This window comes from Streptomyces sp. NPDC047525 (assembly GCF_040643025.1).
In the GTDB taxonomy this organism is placed as follows: domain Bacteria; phylum Actinomycetota; class Actinomycetes; order Streptomycetales; family Streptomycetaceae; genus Streptomyces; species Streptomyces durmitorensis.
Genome location: NZ_JBEYTL010000009.1, coordinates 119,778 through 135,400, shown reverse-complemented (window position 1 = coordinate 135,400; position 15,623 = coordinate 119,778). Strand labels below are relative to the sequence as shown.

Below are 15,623 nucleotides of genomic sequence, written 5' to 3'. Positions count from 1 at the left end.
CGAGCAGGAAGGACGGCACTCATGCCGCAACGATTCGGACGGCCCGGCCTGCTGGGCACCATCGCGCGCACCGCGGTGATCTCGGGCACCGCATCCGCGGTCTCCAACCGCGTGAACCGCGGCATGGCCGAGCGGGACATGCACCGGCAGATGGACGCTCAGGCCCAGCAGCAGGTGCCGCCGTCGCCCGCCCCCGCGCCGGTGGCGCCCCAGGCTCCGGCCACGGATCGCGTCTCCCAGCTCACCGCACTCGCCGATCTCAAGGCCCAAGGGCTCCTGACGGACGAGGAGTTCGCCGCGGAGAAGGCGCGGGTCCTCAACTCCTGAGGGGGCGGTTCCTGAGGGGGTTGCTGAGGAGATTCCTGAGGGGGGGCGGTCTTGCGGCGATTGGGCAATGGGGCGATCGGCTGGAGGCGACCGATCGTGGCGTGAAGCTCTGAATAGTGGTTCACTTCTTATATGGCCTACCGCAAGACCCCTGCCGAAATGCGCCGGCTCGAAGCCGCCCGGGAGCGCCTCGTCGCCTGCGCCACCGTCGTCGTAGCCGAAGTGGGCTGGTCACAGGCGTCCGTGACCGCGGTGGCCGACTCGGCAGGCATCGCGGCAGGCTCGGTCTACCAGCACTTCCCGTCCAAGGCGGCGCTCGCGGTCGAGGTGTTCCGGCGGGCCGCCGGACGCGAGGTGGACGTACTCGGCGAAGTGCTGCACGGGCCGGGCGACCCCGTCGAACGCCTCAGCCAGGGCGTGGAGGTCTTCGCCCGCCGAGCCCTGGAGAACCGCGGCCTCGCCTACGCCCTGCTCGCCGCCCCCGCCGAACCCGCGGTCGGCGCCGAGCGCCTCGACTTCCGCCGCCGCTACCGCGCGCTGTTCGCCGAAGTGGTGCACGAGGGCATGGCGGCGGGGCTGCTGCCCGCCCAGAACGGCGAGATCACCGCGGCCGCGCTCACCGGAGCGATCGGCGAGGTCCTGGTCGACCCGCTGGGCACCCCCGACGAGAACGCCACCGGCGAACTCCTCGCCGAACTCACCGCCACGGCGCTGCGCTGCGCGGGCGCCGCCCCCGCCGACTGACGGGGCATCCCGGCACCTGCCCCCGGCCGACTCCCGACCCGGCACCCCGACCCGGCACCCCGACCCCGCTCTCCCGCAGGAGGCACCATGTCCACGCCGATAAGCCACCCCACCTCCGTGACCCACGAAGTGACCAACCAGGCACCGCCGTTGACCGGTCACGACGCCGCCGACGACGCGGTTCTCATCGAGGGCGTACGCCGGGAGGGTGCCGCGTGGCACCTCGACGACCTGCACCGCTTCGGACGCGTCGTCGGCAGCGAGGAAGCGCGCACCTGGGCGGACCAGGCCAACCGCCACGAGCCCGAGCTGCGTACCCATGACCGTTACGGCAACCGCGTCGACGAGGTCGACTTCCACCCCGCGTACCACTCGCTGATGGACGCCACCGTCGGCGCGGGCGCCGCCGGTGCCGCCTGGGCGGACCAGCGTCCCGGCGCCCATGTCGCGCGCGCCGCGACCTTCATGGTGGCGACCATGATGGAACAGGGCCACATGTGCCCGGTCTCCATGACGTACGCCGTCGTCCCCGCCCTGCGGCGGGCACCCGACCTCGCCAAGGTGTACGAGCCGCTGCTCACCAGCAAGGTCTACGACCCCGGCCTGCGCACCCCGACCGGCAAGCGAGGCCTGCTCGCCGGGATGGGCATGACGGAGAAGCAGGGCGGCACGGACGTCCGGGCGAACACGACGGCCGCCGTCGAACAGGCCGACGGGACCTGGCGGTTGCGCGGGCACAAGTGGTTCACCAGCGCGCCGATGAACGACCTGTTCCTCGTGCTCGCGCAGGCCCCCGGCGGCCTGTCCTGCTTCCTGGTCCCGCGCGTCCTGCCCGACGGCAGCCGCAACACCTTCCGCATCCAGCGGCTCAAGGACAAGCTCGGCAACCGCTCCAACGCCAGCAGCGAACCCGAGTTCGACGACACGGTCGCCTGGATCGTCGGCGACGAGGGCAAGGGCGTACGCACCATCATCGACATGGTGACGATGACGCGCCTGGACTGCGTGCTCGGCTCCGCAGGACACATCCGCGAATCCCTCGCACAGGCCGCGCACCACACCCGCCACCGCTCGGTGTTCGGCGCCAAGCTCATCGACCAGCCGCTCATGCGCAACGTCCTCGCCGACCTCGGCCTGGAGTCCGAGGCCGCCACCACCCTCGGTCTGCGCCTCGCGGGCGCCGCCGACCGGGCCCAGCGCGGCGACACCCAGGAGCGCGCGTTCCTGCGCCTGGCCACCGCCGTATCGAAGTACTGGGTGTGCAAGCGGCAGCCCGCCTTCGTCGCCGAAGCCCTCGAATGCCTCGGCGGCAACGGCTATGACGAGGCGTCAGGCATGCCGCGCCTGTACCGCGAGGCCCCGCTCAACGGCATCTGGGAGGGCTCGGGCAACGTCAACGCCCTCGACCTGCTGCGCGCCCTGGCCCGCGAGCCCGAGTCCCTCGAAGCCTTCCGCACGGAGATCGAGGCGGCGGCCGGAGCCGACCGGCGACTGGACGCGGCCTGGCGTGAACTGCAGGGCGAACTCGTCCTCACCGAGGACGCTCCGCTGCGCGCCCGCCGCGTCATCGAGCGGGCCGCGCTCGTCCTCCAGGGCTCGCTCCTCGTCCGCCACGCACCGGCCGCCGTCGCCGACACGTTCTGCGCGTCGCGGCTCGCGGGCGACCAGGGCTTCGCCTTCGGGACGCTGCCGCCGGGTACGGACTTCGCGGCGCTGCTGGAGCGGTTGCCTGCGTGAGGGCGGGCGGGAGTCCCTGTCCTAGCCCGGCTGCTGTGGTTCGTGCCGTGGTTCGTGCTGCTGTTCGTGCTGTTGCTCTCCGGCCAGGAACTCCGTGACCGCAAGCAGGAAGAGCAGGCACAGGGCGAGTCCGACGACGACCCAGCCCGTCGGGTACGACCACAGCAGGTAGGTGAGGAGCGCGGCGGCCACCAGTACCCAGGTGATCCAGGTGCGATAGCGGCGTACGAAGGGACCGACCGGGCCAAGACGCATCCCGGCGCGTTCCGCGGTGCCCCGCACGGCCCCGATGCCGGAGGTCCACAGGCCGCGCACCAGGCCCGCCCGGCGGCCGCCTCCGGTGAGCCAGGCGGCCAGGGCGACGACGACGCCGAGCGCCACGACCATGCGGACCGTGGTGAAGAGGAAGTGGGTCATGGTGTCGTACACCGCCGCGGCCGCGTCCTGCGAGACGTTCGCCGGCAGCCGGTCGAGGTAGAGCACGCGGAAGACGCGCAGCCCGATCCCGAGGAGCCCGGTGGCCACGGCGACGGCCAGGGCCGCGGTGACCAGGGTCCTTCTCTTGCGTACGGAGAGCAGGACGCCGGCGGCGACCAGGACCAGGGCGATGACGGGGAGCCAGTTGCCTGCCAGTTGCAGCAGCCGCACATACGTCTTGGCCTTGCCGATGTCGTCCGACCTGACGAGCGTGAAGTCGGTGTGGACCTCGGGGATCTTGCCCGCGACCGTCATGCCCTCGTCGACCAGGCGTTGTTTGACGCGGTCGACGAGGGGCGCCAGATCGAGGGTGACCGTGTCTCCCTCCAGCTTCACGGAGCCACCGCCGCTGCCGGTCAGTGCCTTGTCGAGCGAGCTGTGGATCTGCCGGTTGGCCTGCTTCCAGATGGTCTCGAAGGCGTCCGACCCGGCCACGGCACGTGCCTTGTCGTGGACGAAGCTGCGGACGGCGCCCTCCAGGGAGTCGCCGAGCTTGCCGAGGGCCTTCTCCAGGCGGGGCCGGTCGGCGGCGGGGGCGTCGGAGAGGAGAGTCGCCAGGTCGATGCGGCTCATCAGGGCATCCGTGGCCCGGTCGGCGACGGCTTCCTGCACATCGGGGTCGGAGGCGAGCGGGCCGATCGTGGCGACGTAGCGGTCCGTGTCGCCGACCTGGTCGGCCGCCCAGGAGGCGACGACGGCGAGCGGCGCGAGCACGCATCCGATCACGATGAGCACCGCGGCCAGGAACGACCGGCCGCGGTGCCGGCGACCGCCGCGGCCTTGGGCGTGCTCGGACTCCAGGGCCGCCAGTCGGCTGCGTAGGTTCTTTAGCTCGGCCTGGTCGGCTTGGTGGGTCTGGTGGGTCTGGTGGGTCTGGTCGGCCTGGTGGGTCTGGTGGGCCTGGTGGGCTTGGTCGGTCGGGTCGGCTTGGTTGGTCGGGTCTTCTGGGCTCGCGGGTGTCTTGTCGTCCGTCACCGGTGCCTCCCCTGCCTCCTCGTCGGTGCCAGCGCCTGACTGCCAGGGGACCTGCTGCGATGCCGTCCGGCGCGGTGGGTGGGCCGTCCGGGGGAATGCGCGGGCCGGGTGTGACGGGTGCGAGGGGTGTGAGGGGGTGCCGGGGGTGCGCCGGGGGGTCGGCGTTTTCCACAGGTCTCGGGTTGTCCACAGGCTCTGACGCCGATCGGGTGCCCGGCGGTACCTTCATGCCAGGTGAGGCCCATGGGGGGCCGCCCGGACGTGGGGGATGCGGGGCGAGGGCAGTGGGCATGGCGGAGAACGACGGTGCGCGATTCGGTGGTGCGGGGCTTCCTCAGGTGAAGGGGTTCGCGGAGTGGCCCTCTCGGGGCTCGGTGGGCTTGGTGGGCTTGGTGGGTGCCGCGGGCTCGGGGGGTTCCGCGGGCTCGGCGGAGGCGAGGCTTTCGCCGAAGCCGGATTCTCCGAAGAAAGAGGGGAAGGCGCTGCGGGCGCGCGTCAGCCGCGCGTCGCACGAGTGGTTCGCCGAGGACGACGGACGCCCCGATCCGATCGAGGCCGTGGAGGAGTCCAACCGCAGCAGGCTCCCCGAGCTCACGCCGATCCGGATGGGCAGGATGGCCACGTCGCCCTTCGCCTTCCTGCGCGGGGCCGCCGGTCTGATGGCGTACGACCTCGCGCGGACCCCGGTGACGGGGATAGGCGCCCAGATATGCGGCGACGCGCACGCGGCGAACTTCGGTCTGTACGCGGACGCGCGGGGCGGGCTTGTCATCGACCTGAACGACTTCGACGAGACGGCGCACGGCCCCTGGGAGTGGGACGTGAAGCGGCTCGCGGCCTCCCTCGTGCTCGCGGGGCGTGAGGCGGGGGCGGGCGAGGACGTCTGCAGGGAAGCGGCGTTCGACGCGGTGGGGGCGTATCGCCGCACGATGCGGCTGCTCGCGAAGCTTCCGGCGCTCGACGCGTGGAACGCCATCGCGGACGAGGAGCTGGTCTCGCACACGGACGCCCGGGATCTGCTCGGAACCCTGGAGAGCGTCTCCGAGAAGGCCCGGCAGAACACGAGCGCCCGGTTCGCCGCCAAGTCGACCGAGCGGGTCGAGGGTGAGGGCGGCCTCGTGGGGCGGCGTTTCGTCGACGCCCCACCGGTGCTCCGGCGAATACCGGACGCGGAAGCGGCCAAGGTCGCCTCCGCGCTCGGGGAGTACGTGGACACGCTGTCCGAGGACCGACTGCCGCTGCTCGCGCGGTACGCGATCCAGGACGTGGCGTTCCGCGTCGTGGGCACGGGCAGCGTGGGCCTGCGGTCGTATGTCGTGCTGCTGCTCGACCACCGGGGCGAGCCGCTGGTGCTCCAGGTCAAGGAGGCACGTCCCTCCGCGCTGCTCCCGCATCTGCCCACGGTGGGCTTCGCGGTGCCGGAGGTCGCGCACGAGGGGCACAGGGTGGTGCTCGGGCAGAAGCGGATGCAGGTGGTCAGCGACTTCCTGCTGGGGTGGACGACGGTCGCCGGGAGGGCCTTCCAGGTACGGCAGTTCAGGAACCGCAAGGGCAGCGTGGACCCGGCGGCGCTGGCCGCCGACCAGATCGACGACTACGGCCGGATGACCGGAGCCCTGTTGGCCCGCGCGCACGCGCACAGCGCCGACCCGCGGCTCATCGCGGGATACGTCGGCAAGAACGACGAGCTGGACACGGCGATGGCGTCGTTCGCGGTGGCGTACGCGAACCGCACGGAGGCGGACCACACGGAGCTGGTGCGCGCGGTCAAGGAGGGGCGGGTGGCTGCGGAGGCGGGGGTGTGAGGGGAGAGGGGGCGAGGGGAGGGAGGGGGAGGGAGGGGGAGGGCCCCCACCCGAGGTGTACGGCGAGGCCCCGCTGCGGCACCCCGTCCCGGCACCCCGCCCGCAGCCACACCGGCCCCCCGACGCTCGAACAGCGCGGTGTCGTGGTGGCCTAGGCTGGACGGGTGACAACCCCGGAAGCCGAGCCGACGCAGCCCCAGACGCCTGATCTCGAACCCGATCTCGATCCTGAACCGGACCCCGAGCCCGTGGCCGCCGGCCGCGAAGCTTCAGATGGGACTCCCGGCGGGGCTCCCGAGGGGGCGGCGGGTCAGGGCGGTGCCGCGCGGCCCGAAGACCGGCTGGAGAAGGCGGTCCGGGCGGCCGAGCAGGCGCTGATCGAGTACGAGATCGCCGTCGAGACGTTCCGGGTCGAGGTCGAGAACTTCTCCCGGCTCCACCACCAGAAGCTCGGCCCGATGTACGCCCGCCTCGACGAGCTGGACGCCGAGATCGCCGAGGCCCTCGCGGCCCGCAGCGGTGATCCGGAGGACCGGCGCAAGGCGGACGAGGCGCGGGCGCGGGTCATGCCGATGCCGGGTGTCGAGGAGCTGTTCCACGGCTGGATGGACGGCGAGGGTCTCTATCCGGAGGCCGCCGCGATGCTGACCGATCAGTCGGTGCGTCCCCCGCAGCGGGTGCGGCCCAGCGACGAGGCCCGCAAGCTCTACCGCGAGCTCGTCCGCAAGTCCCACCCCGACCTGGCCCAGGACGACGGCGAGCGCAGCCGCCGCGAGGAGTTCATCACGCGGGTGAACGCCGCGTACGCCCGTGGGGACGAGCCCCTGCTGCGGGAGCTGTCCGCGGAGTGGGCCGCCGGTCCGGTGGCTGAGCAGCAGTGGCCGAACAAGAGCGAAGAGCTCTACGCACGCCTCGAGTGGCTCGCCCAGCGCAAGGAGCTGCTCACCGTGGTCGCCCGGGAGCTGGAGGAGGGTGCGATCGGCGCGATGCTGCGGATGGCGCCGGACGATCCGGACCAGCTCCTCGACGAGATCGCCGAGCAGTTGCTCGCGCAGGTCACCGAGCGCGAGGCCGAACTCGCGCGACTGACCGCCTAGCCGGTCGGGTAGCGTCGGGGGCATGGCTTTCGGATCACACGTGCCCACGGTCGGCGTCAACGACCTCGCGAGCGGCGACTTTCTCCTTGACGTCCGTGAGGACGAGGAATGGCAGGCGGGTCACGCCGCGGGTGCGCTGCACATCCCGATGAGCGAGTTCGTCTCCCGCTACGGCGAGCTGACCGAGGCCGCCCCGCAGGACGGCAAGGTCAATGTCATCTGCCGGGTCGGCGGACGCTCTGCGCAGGTGGCCATGTACCTCCTCCAGCAGGGCATCGACGCGGTGAACGTCGACGGCGGCATGCAGAGCTGGGAGGCCGCGGGCCGGCCCGTCGTCGACGACAAGGGCCAGCCGGGCACCGTGGTCTAGCCTCCGGGCGCCTTTGCCCGCGGTCCCTCGTCCACCGCTTCAGCAGCTTCCGCCGCATCCACCGCTTCAGCCGAGCGGGTGGGCGGCGAGCAGGTCGCCCAGTGCCTCCTCGTGCGCCGCGGCCGGGCCCAGGGACAGCTCCAGCTGCTTGGCCCACGCGTGGTACCGGTGCAGGGGGTAGTCGGTGTCGGATCCGAAGCCGCCGTGCAGATGCTGGGCCGTCTGCACCACCCTGCGTACGCCGTCCGACGCCCAGATCTTGGCGACGGCCACATCCCCCGTGGCGGGCAGGGCGCCGCTCGCGCCGGTGCTGATGCGCCAGGCGGCCTGCCAGAGGGTGACCTCCATGGCGCGCAGGTCGATGTAGCGGTCGGCGGCCTGCACGGCCACGGCCTGGAAGGTGGCGACGGGGAAGCCGAACTGCTCGCGCTTGCCGGTGTATTCGCTGGTCATGCTCAGTACGCCCTCGCCGAGGCCGAGCGCGAGCGCACAGGTCCCGGTGGCGAGCAGATCGCGCAGCCAGTCCCAGGCCCCGTCGACCTCGATGACGTCGGCGCCGCCGATCCGTACGGAATTAAGGCCGAGTTCGCCGAGGCGCTCACCGCTCGTGGACACCTGATCGGCGAGCGTGAGGCCTGGGTGCTCGCGGGGGATCAGGGCGAGGACGGTGCGCCCGGCGGATGTGTGGGCGGGCACCACGATGATGTCGGCGTTCTGCGCCCAGGGCACGGCTGTCTGTGTGCCGTCGAGCAGCCAGTCGTCGCCGTCCTGCCGTGCGGTGACGGAGAGTTCCGCGGGGTCGTGGCCGCTGCGGCCGTTCGCGGCGACGGTCAGGACGATTTCTCCGCGGGCGGCCTTCGGCAGGATCCGCTGCTTCAACTCCTCGCTGCCGTAGGTCTGTACGGCGTAGGCGGCCGCGCTGCTCTCCAGGAGCGGGACCCGGGCGAGCCTCTTCGCCGACTCGCGCAGAACCAGGCAGAGGGCGATGGCGTCCAGGCCCGCACCGCCGTGCTCGGGGTCGAGGAGCAGGCTGAGCAGGTCGGATCCGGCGAGCTTGGCCCACAGGGCGCGGTCGAAGTCCTCGGCGACGGCGCCCGGTACGAGGGCGGGGCTCGGCACGCCGTCGGGTGCGACGGAGGCGAAGAGCGCCTTCGCCGCCTCGACGGCCGCCTGCTGTTCCTCGGTGAAGGTGAAGTCCACTGCTTGTCCTCCCGTGCACCGGCCCGACGGCTCTGTCTCTGCTTCTGCCTACGCCCGCTGTTTCTGACGGGTCGTCAAGATAGAACAGGTTCTACGGGAAGGGAACAGCGAAGGGAACAGCAAAGGGGGCAGGGAAGGAGACAGTGAAGGGGGCAGGGAAGCAGAGCGCGAAGGGGACAGCGAAGGTCTCAGCGGTCGAAGTCCAACTCCACCGTGTCCGTGGCCGGATGCGACTGGCACGCCAGCACATACCCCGCCTCCGTCTCCTCCGGCTCCAGCGCGAAGTTGCGGTTCATCCGCACCTCGCCCGAGACCCGGAAGGCCCGGCAGGTCCCGCACACCCCGCCCTTGCAGGCGTACGGCGCGTCCGCGCGGTTGCGCAGGACGGTGTCGAGGAGGGACTCCCCGTCCTGGACGGGCCAGGTGCCCGAGCGCCCGTCGAGCGTCACCGTCACGGTGCTGTGCGCGGGGGCGGCCGTGGTGGCGGGCGCCGGGGAGGTGAGGCCGTCGTCCACGTGGAATATCTCCTCGTGGATGCGCTGACGCGTCACGCCGAGGCCGCGCAGTGTCTTCTCCGCGCCCTGCACCAGTCCGAACGGACCGCACAGGAACCAGCCCGCCACGTCCTCGACGGACAGCAGCGCCGGCAGCAGTGTGGCGAGCCGCTCCTCGTCGAGCCGTCCGGAGTCGAGCCCGGACTGCTGCTCTTCCCGGGAGAGCACCGTGACCAGCTGGAACCGGTCCGGCCAGCGGTCCTTGAGGTCGGCGACCTCCTCGAGGAACATCGTCGACGCGGCGGTGCGGTCGCTCCGGATGAGACAGAACGTGGCGTGCGGTTCGCGCTCCAGGAGCGTCGTGACGATGGAGAGCACCGGCGTGATCCCGCTGCCGCCGACCACGGCCGCATAGCGCCCGGGTGCCGGTTCCAGGGTGAAGCGTCCGGCCGGGGTCATCACCTCCAGCTCATCGCCGACGGCGACTTCCTTGAGGGCGTACGTCGAGAAGGCGCCGCCTTCGACGAAGCGCACCCCGACTCGCAGGGTCCGCGGCTCCGAAGGGCGTTCGGGGTGGGGTGCGGGCGCGCAGATCGAGTACGTACGCCGGATCTCGGTGCCGTCGACGAAGCGCCGGATGGCGAGGTGCTGGCCCGGTGCGTAGCGATACTCCTCGCGCAGGGCGGGCGGCACCTCGAAGGTCAGCGTCACGGAGTCTTCGGTGAGCTGCTCGACCGCCGCTATCCGGAGCTGGTGGAAGCGTGCCATCACAACTCCTTGAAGTGGTCGAACGGTTCACGGCAGGCGACGCATCGGCGCAGGGCCTTGCAGGCCGTCGACGAGAAGCGGCTGAGCAGTTCGGTGTCGGTCGAGCCGCAGTGCGGGCAGCGGACGGAGAGAGTGAGGGGTATCGGTCCGCTGCCGGGCCCGTCGGTGCTGTGCGGGCGCGGGGGTGCGATGCCGAACTCCGCCAGTTTGCGGCGGCCTTCGGCGCTGATGTCGTCCGTCGACCAGGCGGGGGAGAGCACCGTGTGCACGGAGACCTCCGACATGCCGCGCTCGTGCAGCACCTGCTCGATGTCGGCGGTCATGGCCTCGATGGCCGGGCAGCCGGTGTACGTGGGGGTCAGCTCGACGTCGACCTTGCCGATGCCGCGGACACGCACTCCGCGCAGGACCCCGAGCTCGGCCAGCGTGATGACCGGCAGCTCCGGGTCGGGCACGGAGCCCGCGAGGGCCAGCAGCTCTTCCTCGAGGGCGGTGGTCACCATGACGCCCCCGGGTGGCTGCGGTGCAGGTGCTGCATCTCGGCGAGCATCCGCCCGAAGGACTCGGTGTGCAGACCCTGGCGTCCCGCGCCCGCCGCCCAGGCCCCTTCCTGAGGGCCAGAGGGCACGGTCAGGGTCGCCTTCTCGATGACGGCGGTCACCGAGGCGGTCCAACTCTCGCGCAGTGCCTGCCAGTCGATGCCTTCGGAGCCGTCCGTGCCGTCGAGGCCTTCCACCGGCTGGAACATCTCGCCGGTGAACCGCCAGAGCGCGTCGATCCCGCGCTCCATCCGCTCATGGCTCTCCGCCGTCCCGTCCCCGAGCCGCAGCGTCCACTGCTCCGCGTGGTCCTGGTGGTAGGCGACTTCCTTGACCGCCTTCGCCGCCAGCGGGGCGAAGGTGCTGGCCGTGTTCGCCAACTGGCCGTACAGCAGGGTTTGGTAGGTGGAGAAGTAGAGCTGGCGGGCGATGGTGTGGGCGAAGTCGCCGTTCGGCTGCTCGACCAGCTGGAGGTTGCGGAAGGCGCGTTCCTCGCGCAGATAGGCCAGTTCGTCCTCGTCCCCGGCCAGGGAGAGCAGGACGCGTGCCTGGCCGAGCAGGTCGAGGGCGATGTTCGCGAGGGCGACCTCTTCTTCGAGGACGGGTGCGTGGCCCGCCCACTCCCCCAGCCGGTGCGAGAGCACCAGCGCGTCGTCGCCCAGGGCGAGGGCCGAGGCGGTGGCCGTCGGGGTCAGTGGCGCGGTCACAGGTGCTTCACCCCGTCCGGGATGTCGTAGAAGGTGGGGTGGCGGTAGGGCTTGTCGCCCGCCGGTTCGAAGAAGGAGTCCTTCTCGTCGGGCGAGGACGCGGTGATCTGGGTGGACGGCACGACCCAGATGGAGACGCCTTCGCTGCGGCGGGTGTACAGATCGCGGGCGTTGCGCAGGGCCATCTCCGCGTCCGGTGCGTGCAGGCTGCCGGCGTGGGTGTGGGAGAGCCCGCGGCGGGAGCGCACGAACACCTCCCACAGCGGCCAGTCGGTCGAGCTGCTCATGCCTTCGCCTCCCCGTGCTTGGCGGCGAACGCCGCTGCTGCCTCGCGCACCCACGCGCCTTCGTCGTGCGCGCTCTTGCGCTGGGTGATCCGCTGTTCGTTGCAGGGGCCGTTGCCCTTGAGGACCGCCCAGAACTCGGTCCAGTCGATGGCGCCGAAGTCGTGCTGCCCACGCTCCTCGTTCCACACGAGGTCCGGGTCGGGGAGCGTGAGGCCGAGGGACTCGGCCTGGGGGACGCAGATGTCCACGAAGCGCTGGCGCAGCTCGTCGTTCGAGTGGCGCTTGATCTTCCAGGTCATCGACTGCTCCGAGTGCGACGACTCGTCGTCCGGCGGGCCGAACATCATCAGGGACGGCCACCACCAGCGGTCCACCGCGTCCTGCGCCATCGCGTGCTGGGCCTCGGTGCCCCGGCTGAGGGCGAGCAGCGATTCATACCCCTGGCGCTGGTGGAACGACTCCTCCTTGCAGACGCGGACCATCGCGCGGGCATAGGGGCCGTACGAACAGCGGCAGAGCGGGACTTGGTTCGTGATCGCGGCGCCGTCCACCAGCCAGCCGATCGCGCCGACGTCGGCCCAGGTCAGCGTGGGGTAGTTGAAGATCGATGAGTACTTCTGGCGGCCCGAGTGGAGCTTGTCGAGGAGCTCGTCGCGGCTGGTGCCGAGGGTCTCGGCCGCGCTGTACAGATACAGGCCGTGACCGGCCTCGTCCTGCACCTTGGCCATCAGGATCGCCTTGCGCCGCAGGGACGGGGCGCGCGTGATCCAGTTGGCCTCCGGCTGCATGCCGATGATCTCGGAGTGGGCGTGCTGCGCTATCTGCCTGACGAGCGAGGCGCGATAGGCGTCCGGCATCCAGTCGCGTGGCTCGATGCGCTCGTCGGCCGCGACGGCGGCGTCGAAAGCGGATTCCTGCGCCGCTGTGCGTGCGGCGTCGGCCGCTGCCTGGTCCGGTCCGGACCGGGCCGTCTGGTGCTCGGCTGCTGTCGCCATCGCGGTCCCCCTCGACCTTTAGCTAGCTACCGACCGATCGTTCGGTTCGTGGAATTCAATGGTGCGGCTCAGCGCCATAAGGTGTCAACCCTGTGGATAACTTCACGGAAGCTGTGCCTGGCGCGCAGGCATGAGTACCGTTCCGGTGCGAAGCGGGCGGTAGAGAGCCGTGTGACGGGCGGGCCGACGGGCGCACACCACCGTGCGGGATCGGGAATCGGGGCGGAATGGACGCGAACGACAACAACGCGAACGAGCCGCCGCTCCCATCCTTCAACGCCGTCCCCTCACCCGCCGACGGCGTCGCGGCCACCCCGCCCTCCGACGGCGTCCCGGCCACCCCGCCGCCCACCGGCATCCCGGCCGCGCCCCCGCCCCGGCCGCCCCGCGCAGGCATCGCCGCCCTCTCTCCGCGCTACCAGGTCGCCGCCGCGCTGGCGCTGGCCCTCATCACCGTCACGGCCTGCGTCCACGTCGGGATGCTCTTCCTCCACGTCGCCCCCGCGAACACCATGACCAAGCAGCACGGGCAGGCCGTCGACGACTGGATCTATCCCGAGTTCGAGCAGAACTGGAAGCTCTTCGCGCCCAACCCGATGCAGCAGAACATCGCGGTGCAGGCCCGCGCCGAGATCCGTACGGGCGACGGAAGCACCCGGACCACCGGCTGGTACGACCTCTCCGCGCGCGACGGCGCCGACATCGACGGCAATCTGCTGCCCAGCCACACGCAGCAGAACGAACTGCGCAGGGCCTGGGACTTCTACGTCGCCGCGCACGACGCGCAGAATCGTCCCCGCGGCCTGCGCGGACAGCTCTCGGAGCGCTACGTCCGCCGCATCGTCGTGATGCGTGTCGAGCGCGAGGAGCCCATGGGCCGGGGTGCCACCGTCGAGCGCGTCCAGGTCCGCTCCAAGACCACGAACGTGCCCGCCCCCGAGTGGAGCGACGAGAAGGTCACCGCCAAACCGGTGCTCCGCCAGTTGCCGTGGTGGCCGGTGACACCCGACGACATGCCGCTGGGCAGGGCCCAGGAGTCCGAGGGGGACGCCCGATGAAGCGCTTCGGCTCCGTGCTCGGCCACGGCATCGAACGGATCACCGCATCCGCCCTCGGTCCCTACCAGACCGCCGTGGTCCGCATCGGGTTCGCCGCCACCTGGCTGCTCTTCCTGCTGCGCGAACTCCCCAACCGCCACGAGCTGTACGGGCCCGACAGCCCGTGGAGCTGGGACATGGCCCAGCAGCTCATCGCGGAGAACCACGCCTTCACGGCCCTGATGTGGTCCGACGGGCGCGTCTGGTTCGAGGCCCTCTACGCGCTTGCCGTCCTCAGCAGCGTCCTGCTGATGCTCGGCTGGCGCACCCGCACGATGTCCGTGATCTTCATGATCGGTGTGCTCTCGCTGCAGAACCGCTCGATCTTCATGGGTGACGGCGGCGACAACGTCATCCACCTGATGGCCACCTACCTGGTGTTCACGCGCTGCGGCCAGGTCTGGTCGCTCGACGCCCGGCGCGCCGCACGCGCGCGTACGGCGCCGGTCGGCCGGCCCGCAGATCTGGAGGAGGCGGCGCCCGTCGACCGGGTCGGGCCCGTGCTGTGGTGGGTCCTTGGGCTCGGCCTGTCCGTGGTGACGTTCATGGGGGAGCTCAGCGGCGGCTGGCTGCTGGTCTTCTGGGGGCTGTGGCTGTCGCACGGCCTGTGGTGGGCCGTCGGACGGCGCGCGCCCGACGGCGAGGGGCACAGGCTCCTCGACGTCGTCGTGAAGCTCGCGCACAACGCCGCACTGCTGGTGATCATGGTCGAGGCGTGTCTGATCTACGCGACGGCCGGCTGGTACAAGATCCAGGGCAGCCGCTGGCAGGACGGCACGGCGATCTACTACCCGCTGCGCCTCGACTACTTCTCCCCCTGGCCCGCGCTCTCCGACCTGCTCGCCTCGCACGGCCTCATGGTGATGCTGGTGACGTACGGGACGGTCGCCGTGCAGGTCGCCTTCCCCTTCACCCTCTTCAACAGGCGGGTCAAGAACGTCCTGCTCGCCGCCATGATCTGCGAGCACGCGGTCATCGCGGTCATCCTCGGCCTGCCGTTCTTCTCGCTCGCGATGATCGCGGCCGACGCGGTGTTCCTGCCGACGTCGTTCCTGCGACGCGTAGGCGGCTGGACGGCACGCGCGCGTGGAGCGCTGTTCGCGCGGTTGCCACGCGGTCGTACGGTGCCGGTGCAGCGGGGGGCCGACGAGGAACCGGCCAGGGAATCCACCGAGCACGCGCGCGTAGGCTTCCCTTCATGAACGGGACGTACGCGGGATGAACGGGACGCACCAGCCTGATCCGGACGACGCCCTGCGTGCCTGGCGCGAGGTCGCCGACACCTCCGTGCTCCTCGACGGCTTCCACGCCATCAAGCACGCGCTGCGCTTCGGAGCGCCGATCCCCTCGGCGCTGGCCGGGGACAAGGCCTCGGTCCTCGCCCTCGCCGACGACCTCGCGCCCGATGTGAAGGACGCCCTCGACGCGCTCCTCGTCCAGGTCCCCGAGGGCACCCTGCGCGCCCTTGTGCCGCGTCTGCATCCCACGGGGGTGGCCGCCCTGGCGGTACGTCCGTCCCGTGCCGCCCACCTCGACGCGCTGGCCCGCATGCCGAGGACCACGCCGGTCGTCGTCCTCGACGACCCCCGCAATCTGGGCAACGCCGGGGCCGTGATCCGGCTCGCCGCGGGATTCGGGGCGACGGGAGTCGTCACGACCGGCACGCTCGACCCCTGGCATCCCACGGTCGTGCGCGGTGGCGCGGGCCTGCACTTCGCCACGGCCGTCGAGCGGATGGACGTTTCCGAGCTGCCGCCGGGGCCGGTGTTCGCGCTCGACGCGGAGGGCGAGGACATCCGTGGCCTCAAGCTCCCGGACGACGCCGTGCTGGCCTTCGGGTCCGAGCGCAGTGGTCTGTCCGCGCCTCTGCGGGAGCGCGCCGACCACTTGGTGTCGCTGCCGATGCGGCCCCAGGTCTCCAGCTACAACCTGGCCACCAGCGTCGGGATGACCCTCTTCCACTGGTCGGCGGGCAGGCCCCCGGGCACGGAGGCCTGAACCCGC

Annotated in this window: 16 protein-coding genes; 9 read left to right on the top strand and 7 right to left on the bottom strand. The window is 71.4% G+C overall.

Features of this window, described 5'->3' with window-relative positions:
- Window positions 1-21: 21 nt before the first annotated feature.
- From ABZ833_RS26700 to ABZ833_RS26690, 3 genes are all read left to right on the top strand, one after another.
- Window positions 22-327, top strand: a complete 306-nt coding sequence (locus ABZ833_RS26700) for an SHOCT domain-containing protein (protein WP_361051191.1) — start codon at window positions 22-24, stop codon at window positions 325-327.
- Window positions 328-459: 132 nt separating this feature from the next.
- Window positions 460-1,071, top strand: coding sequence for a TetR/AcrR family transcriptional regulator (locus tag ABZ833_RS26695; RefSeq protein ID WP_361051188.1), 612 nt, complete (start codon window positions 460-462; stop codon window positions 1,069-1,071).
- A gap of 87 nt (window positions 1,072-1,158) precedes the next feature.
- Window positions 1,159-2,808 carry an acyl-CoA dehydrogenase family protein gene (locus tag ABZ833_RS26690; RefSeq protein WP_361051185.1) on the top strand — a complete coding sequence of 550 codons (1,650 nt, stop codon included), beginning with the start codon at window positions 1,159-1,161 and terminating at the stop codon, window positions 2,806-2,808.
- A 21-nt stretch (window positions 2,809-2,829) separates the two neighbouring features.
- On the opposite strand, the gene ABZ833_RS26685 is transcribed toward ABZ833_RS26690, so the two are convergent.
- Window positions 2,830-4,095 carry a hypothetical protein gene (locus tag ABZ833_RS26685; RefSeq protein ID WP_361051797.1) on the bottom strand — a complete coding sequence of 422 codons (1,266 nt, stop codon included), beginning with the start codon at window positions 4,093-4,095 and terminating at the stop codon, window positions 2,830-2,832.
- A gap of 455 nt (window positions 4,096-4,550) precedes the next feature.
- Here ABZ833_RS26685 and ABZ833_RS26680 point away from each other — a divergent pair, with 455 nt between their 5' ends.
- The 3 genes from ABZ833_RS26680 to ABZ833_RS26670 all read left to right on the top strand — a co-directional run bounded on the left by ABZ833_RS26680 (window position 4,551) and on the right by ABZ833_RS26670 (window position 7,532).
- Entirely contained in the window at window positions 4,551-6,065 is a 1,515-nt protein-coding gene (locus ABZ833_RS26680) for a DUF2252 domain-containing protein (protein WP_361051182.1), read from the top strand.
- 164 nt (window positions 6,066-6,229) lie between these two features.
- Window positions 6,230-7,162, top strand: a complete 933-nt coding sequence (locus ABZ833_RS26675; RefSeq protein WP_361051179.1) for a hypothetical protein — start codon at window positions 6,230-6,232, stop codon at window positions 7,160-7,162.
- A 22-nt stretch (window positions 7,163-7,184) separates the two neighbouring features.
- Complete coding sequence (locus ABZ833_RS26670; RefSeq protein ID WP_249588856.1) at window positions 7,185-7,532, top strand: rhodanese-like domain-containing protein; 348 nt, start codon at window positions 7,185-7,187, stop codon at window positions 7,530-7,532.
- A 66-nt stretch (window positions 7,533-7,598) separates the two neighbouring features.
- On the opposite strand, the gene ABZ833_RS26665 is transcribed toward ABZ833_RS26670, so the two are convergent.
- The 6 genes from ABZ833_RS26665 to paaA form a co-directional block, all read right to left on the bottom strand.
- Window positions 7,599-8,732, bottom strand: a complete 1,134-nt coding sequence (locus ABZ833_RS26665; protein WP_361051176.1) for an acyl-CoA dehydrogenase family protein — start codon at window positions 8,730-8,732, stop codon at window positions 7,599-7,601.
- Window positions 8,733-8,920: 188 nt separating this feature from the next.
- Window positions 8,921-9,994, bottom strand: a complete 1,074-nt coding sequence (paaE, locus tag ABZ833_RS26660; RefSeq protein ID WP_361051173.1) for a 1,2-phenylacetyl-CoA epoxidase subunit PaaE — start codon at window positions 9,992-9,994, stop codon at window positions 8,921-8,923.
- A complete protein-coding gene (paaD, locus tag ABZ833_RS26655; protein WP_361051170.1) occupies window positions 9,994-10,497 on the bottom strand; it encodes a 1,2-phenylacetyl-CoA epoxidase subunit PaaD in 504 nt (167 codons plus the stop codon). Before paaD ends, paaE begins: the two co-directional genes overlap by 1 nt.
- Window positions 10,491-11,240: a 1,2-phenylacetyl-CoA epoxidase subunit PaaC gene (gene paaC / locus ABZ833_RS26650; protein ID WP_361051167.1), complete on the bottom strand. Its 750-nt coding sequence runs from the start codon at window positions 11,238-11,240 to the stop codon at window positions 10,491-10,493. The genes paaD and paaC overlap by 7 nt, the downstream gene beginning before the upstream one ends.
- Entirely contained in the window at window positions 11,237-11,527 is a 291-nt protein-coding gene (gene paaB / locus ABZ833_RS26645) for a 1,2-phenylacetyl-CoA epoxidase subunit PaaB (RefSeq protein ID WP_160506146.1), read from the bottom strand. The genes paaC and paaB overlap by 4 nt, the downstream gene beginning before the upstream one ends.
- Window positions 11,524-12,522 (bottom strand): 1,2-phenylacetyl-CoA epoxidase subunit PaaA, encoded by a 999-nt coding sequence (gene paaA / locus ABZ833_RS26640; protein WP_361051164.1) that lies wholly within the window; start codon window positions 12,520-12,522, stop codon window positions 11,524-11,526. Before paaA ends, paaB begins: the two co-directional genes overlap by 4 nt.
- A gap of 227 nt (window positions 12,523-12,749) precedes the next feature.
- Between paaA and ABZ833_RS26635 the strand changes: the two genes are divergently transcribed.
- Genes ABZ833_RS26635 through ABZ833_RS26625 form a run of 3 tightly spaced genes read left to right on the top strand, consistent with a single transcriptional unit; the run spans window position 12,750 to window position 15,617 of the window.
- Window positions 12,750-13,580: a DUF5819 family protein gene (locus ABZ833_RS26635; protein WP_361051161.1), complete on the top strand. Its 831-nt coding sequence runs from the start codon at window positions 12,750-12,752 to the stop codon at window positions 13,578-13,580.
- Complete coding sequence (locus ABZ833_RS26630) at window positions 13,577-14,821, top strand: HTTM domain-containing protein (protein ID WP_361051158.1); 1,245 nt, start codon at window positions 13,577-13,579, stop codon at window positions 14,819-14,821. The genes ABZ833_RS26635 and ABZ833_RS26630 overlap by 4 nt, the downstream gene beginning before the upstream one ends.
- A 16-nt stretch (window positions 14,822-14,837) precedes the next feature.
- Window positions 14,838-15,617 carry an RNA methyltransferase gene (locus tag ABZ833_RS26625; RefSeq protein WP_361051155.1) on the top strand — a complete coding sequence of 260 codons (780 nt, stop codon included), beginning with the start codon at window positions 14,838-14,840 and terminating at the stop codon, window positions 15,615-15,617.
- Window positions 15,618-15,623 lie beyond the last annotated feature (6 nt).

What these genes read in the sequence shown, in the direction of transcription:
- ABZ833_RS26695 (WP_361051188.1), top strand. Translation starts at nt 460, where the DNA reads ATGGCCTACCGCAAGACCCCTGCCGAAATGCGCCGGCTCGAAGCCGCC.
- ABZ833_RS26630 (WP_361051158.1), top strand. Translation starts at nt 13,577, where the DNA reads ATGAAGCGCTTCGGCTCCGTGCTCGGCCACGGCATCGAACGGATCACC.
- paaA (WP_361051164.1), bottom strand. Translation starts at nt 12,522, where the DNA reads ATGGCGACAGCAGCCGAGCACCAGACGGCCCGGTCCGGACCGGACCAG.
- paaD (WP_361051170.1), bottom strand. Translation starts at nt 10,497, where the DNA reads ATGGTGACCACCGCCCTCGAGGAAGAGCTGCTGGCCCTCGCGGGCTCC.
- paaB (WP_160506146.1), bottom strand. Translation starts at nt 11,527, where the DNA reads ATGAGCAGCTCGACCGACTGGCCGCTGTGGGAGGTGTTCGTGCGCTCC.
- ABZ833_RS26635 (WP_361051161.1), top strand. Translation starts at nt 12,750, where the DNA reads ATGGACGCGAACGACAACAACGCGAACGAGCCGCCGCTCCCATCCTTC.
- ABZ833_RS26690 (WP_361051185.1), top strand. Translation starts at nt 1,159, where the DNA reads ATGTCCACGCCGATAAGCCACCCCACCTCCGTGACCCACGAAGTGACC.
- ABZ833_RS26680 (WP_361051182.1), top strand. Translation starts at nt 4,551, where the DNA reads ATGGCGGAGAACGACGGTGCGCGATTCGGTGGTGCGGGGCTTCCTCAG.
- paaE (WP_361051173.1), bottom strand. Translation starts at nt 9,994, where the DNA reads ATGGCACGCTTCCACCAGCTCCGGATAGCGGCGGTCGAGCAGCTCACC.
- ABZ833_RS26625 (WP_361051155.1), top strand. Translation starts at nt 14,838, where the DNA reads ATGAACGGGACGCACCAGCCTGATCCGGACGACGCCCTGCGTGCCTGG.
- ABZ833_RS26670 (WP_249588856.1), top strand. Translation starts at nt 7,185, where the DNA reads ATGGCTTTCGGATCACACGTGCCCACGGTCGGCGTCAACGACCTCGCG.
- ABZ833_RS26700 (WP_361051191.1), top strand. Translation starts at nt 22, where the DNA reads ATGCCGCAACGATTCGGACGGCCCGGCCTGCTGGGCACCATCGCGCGC.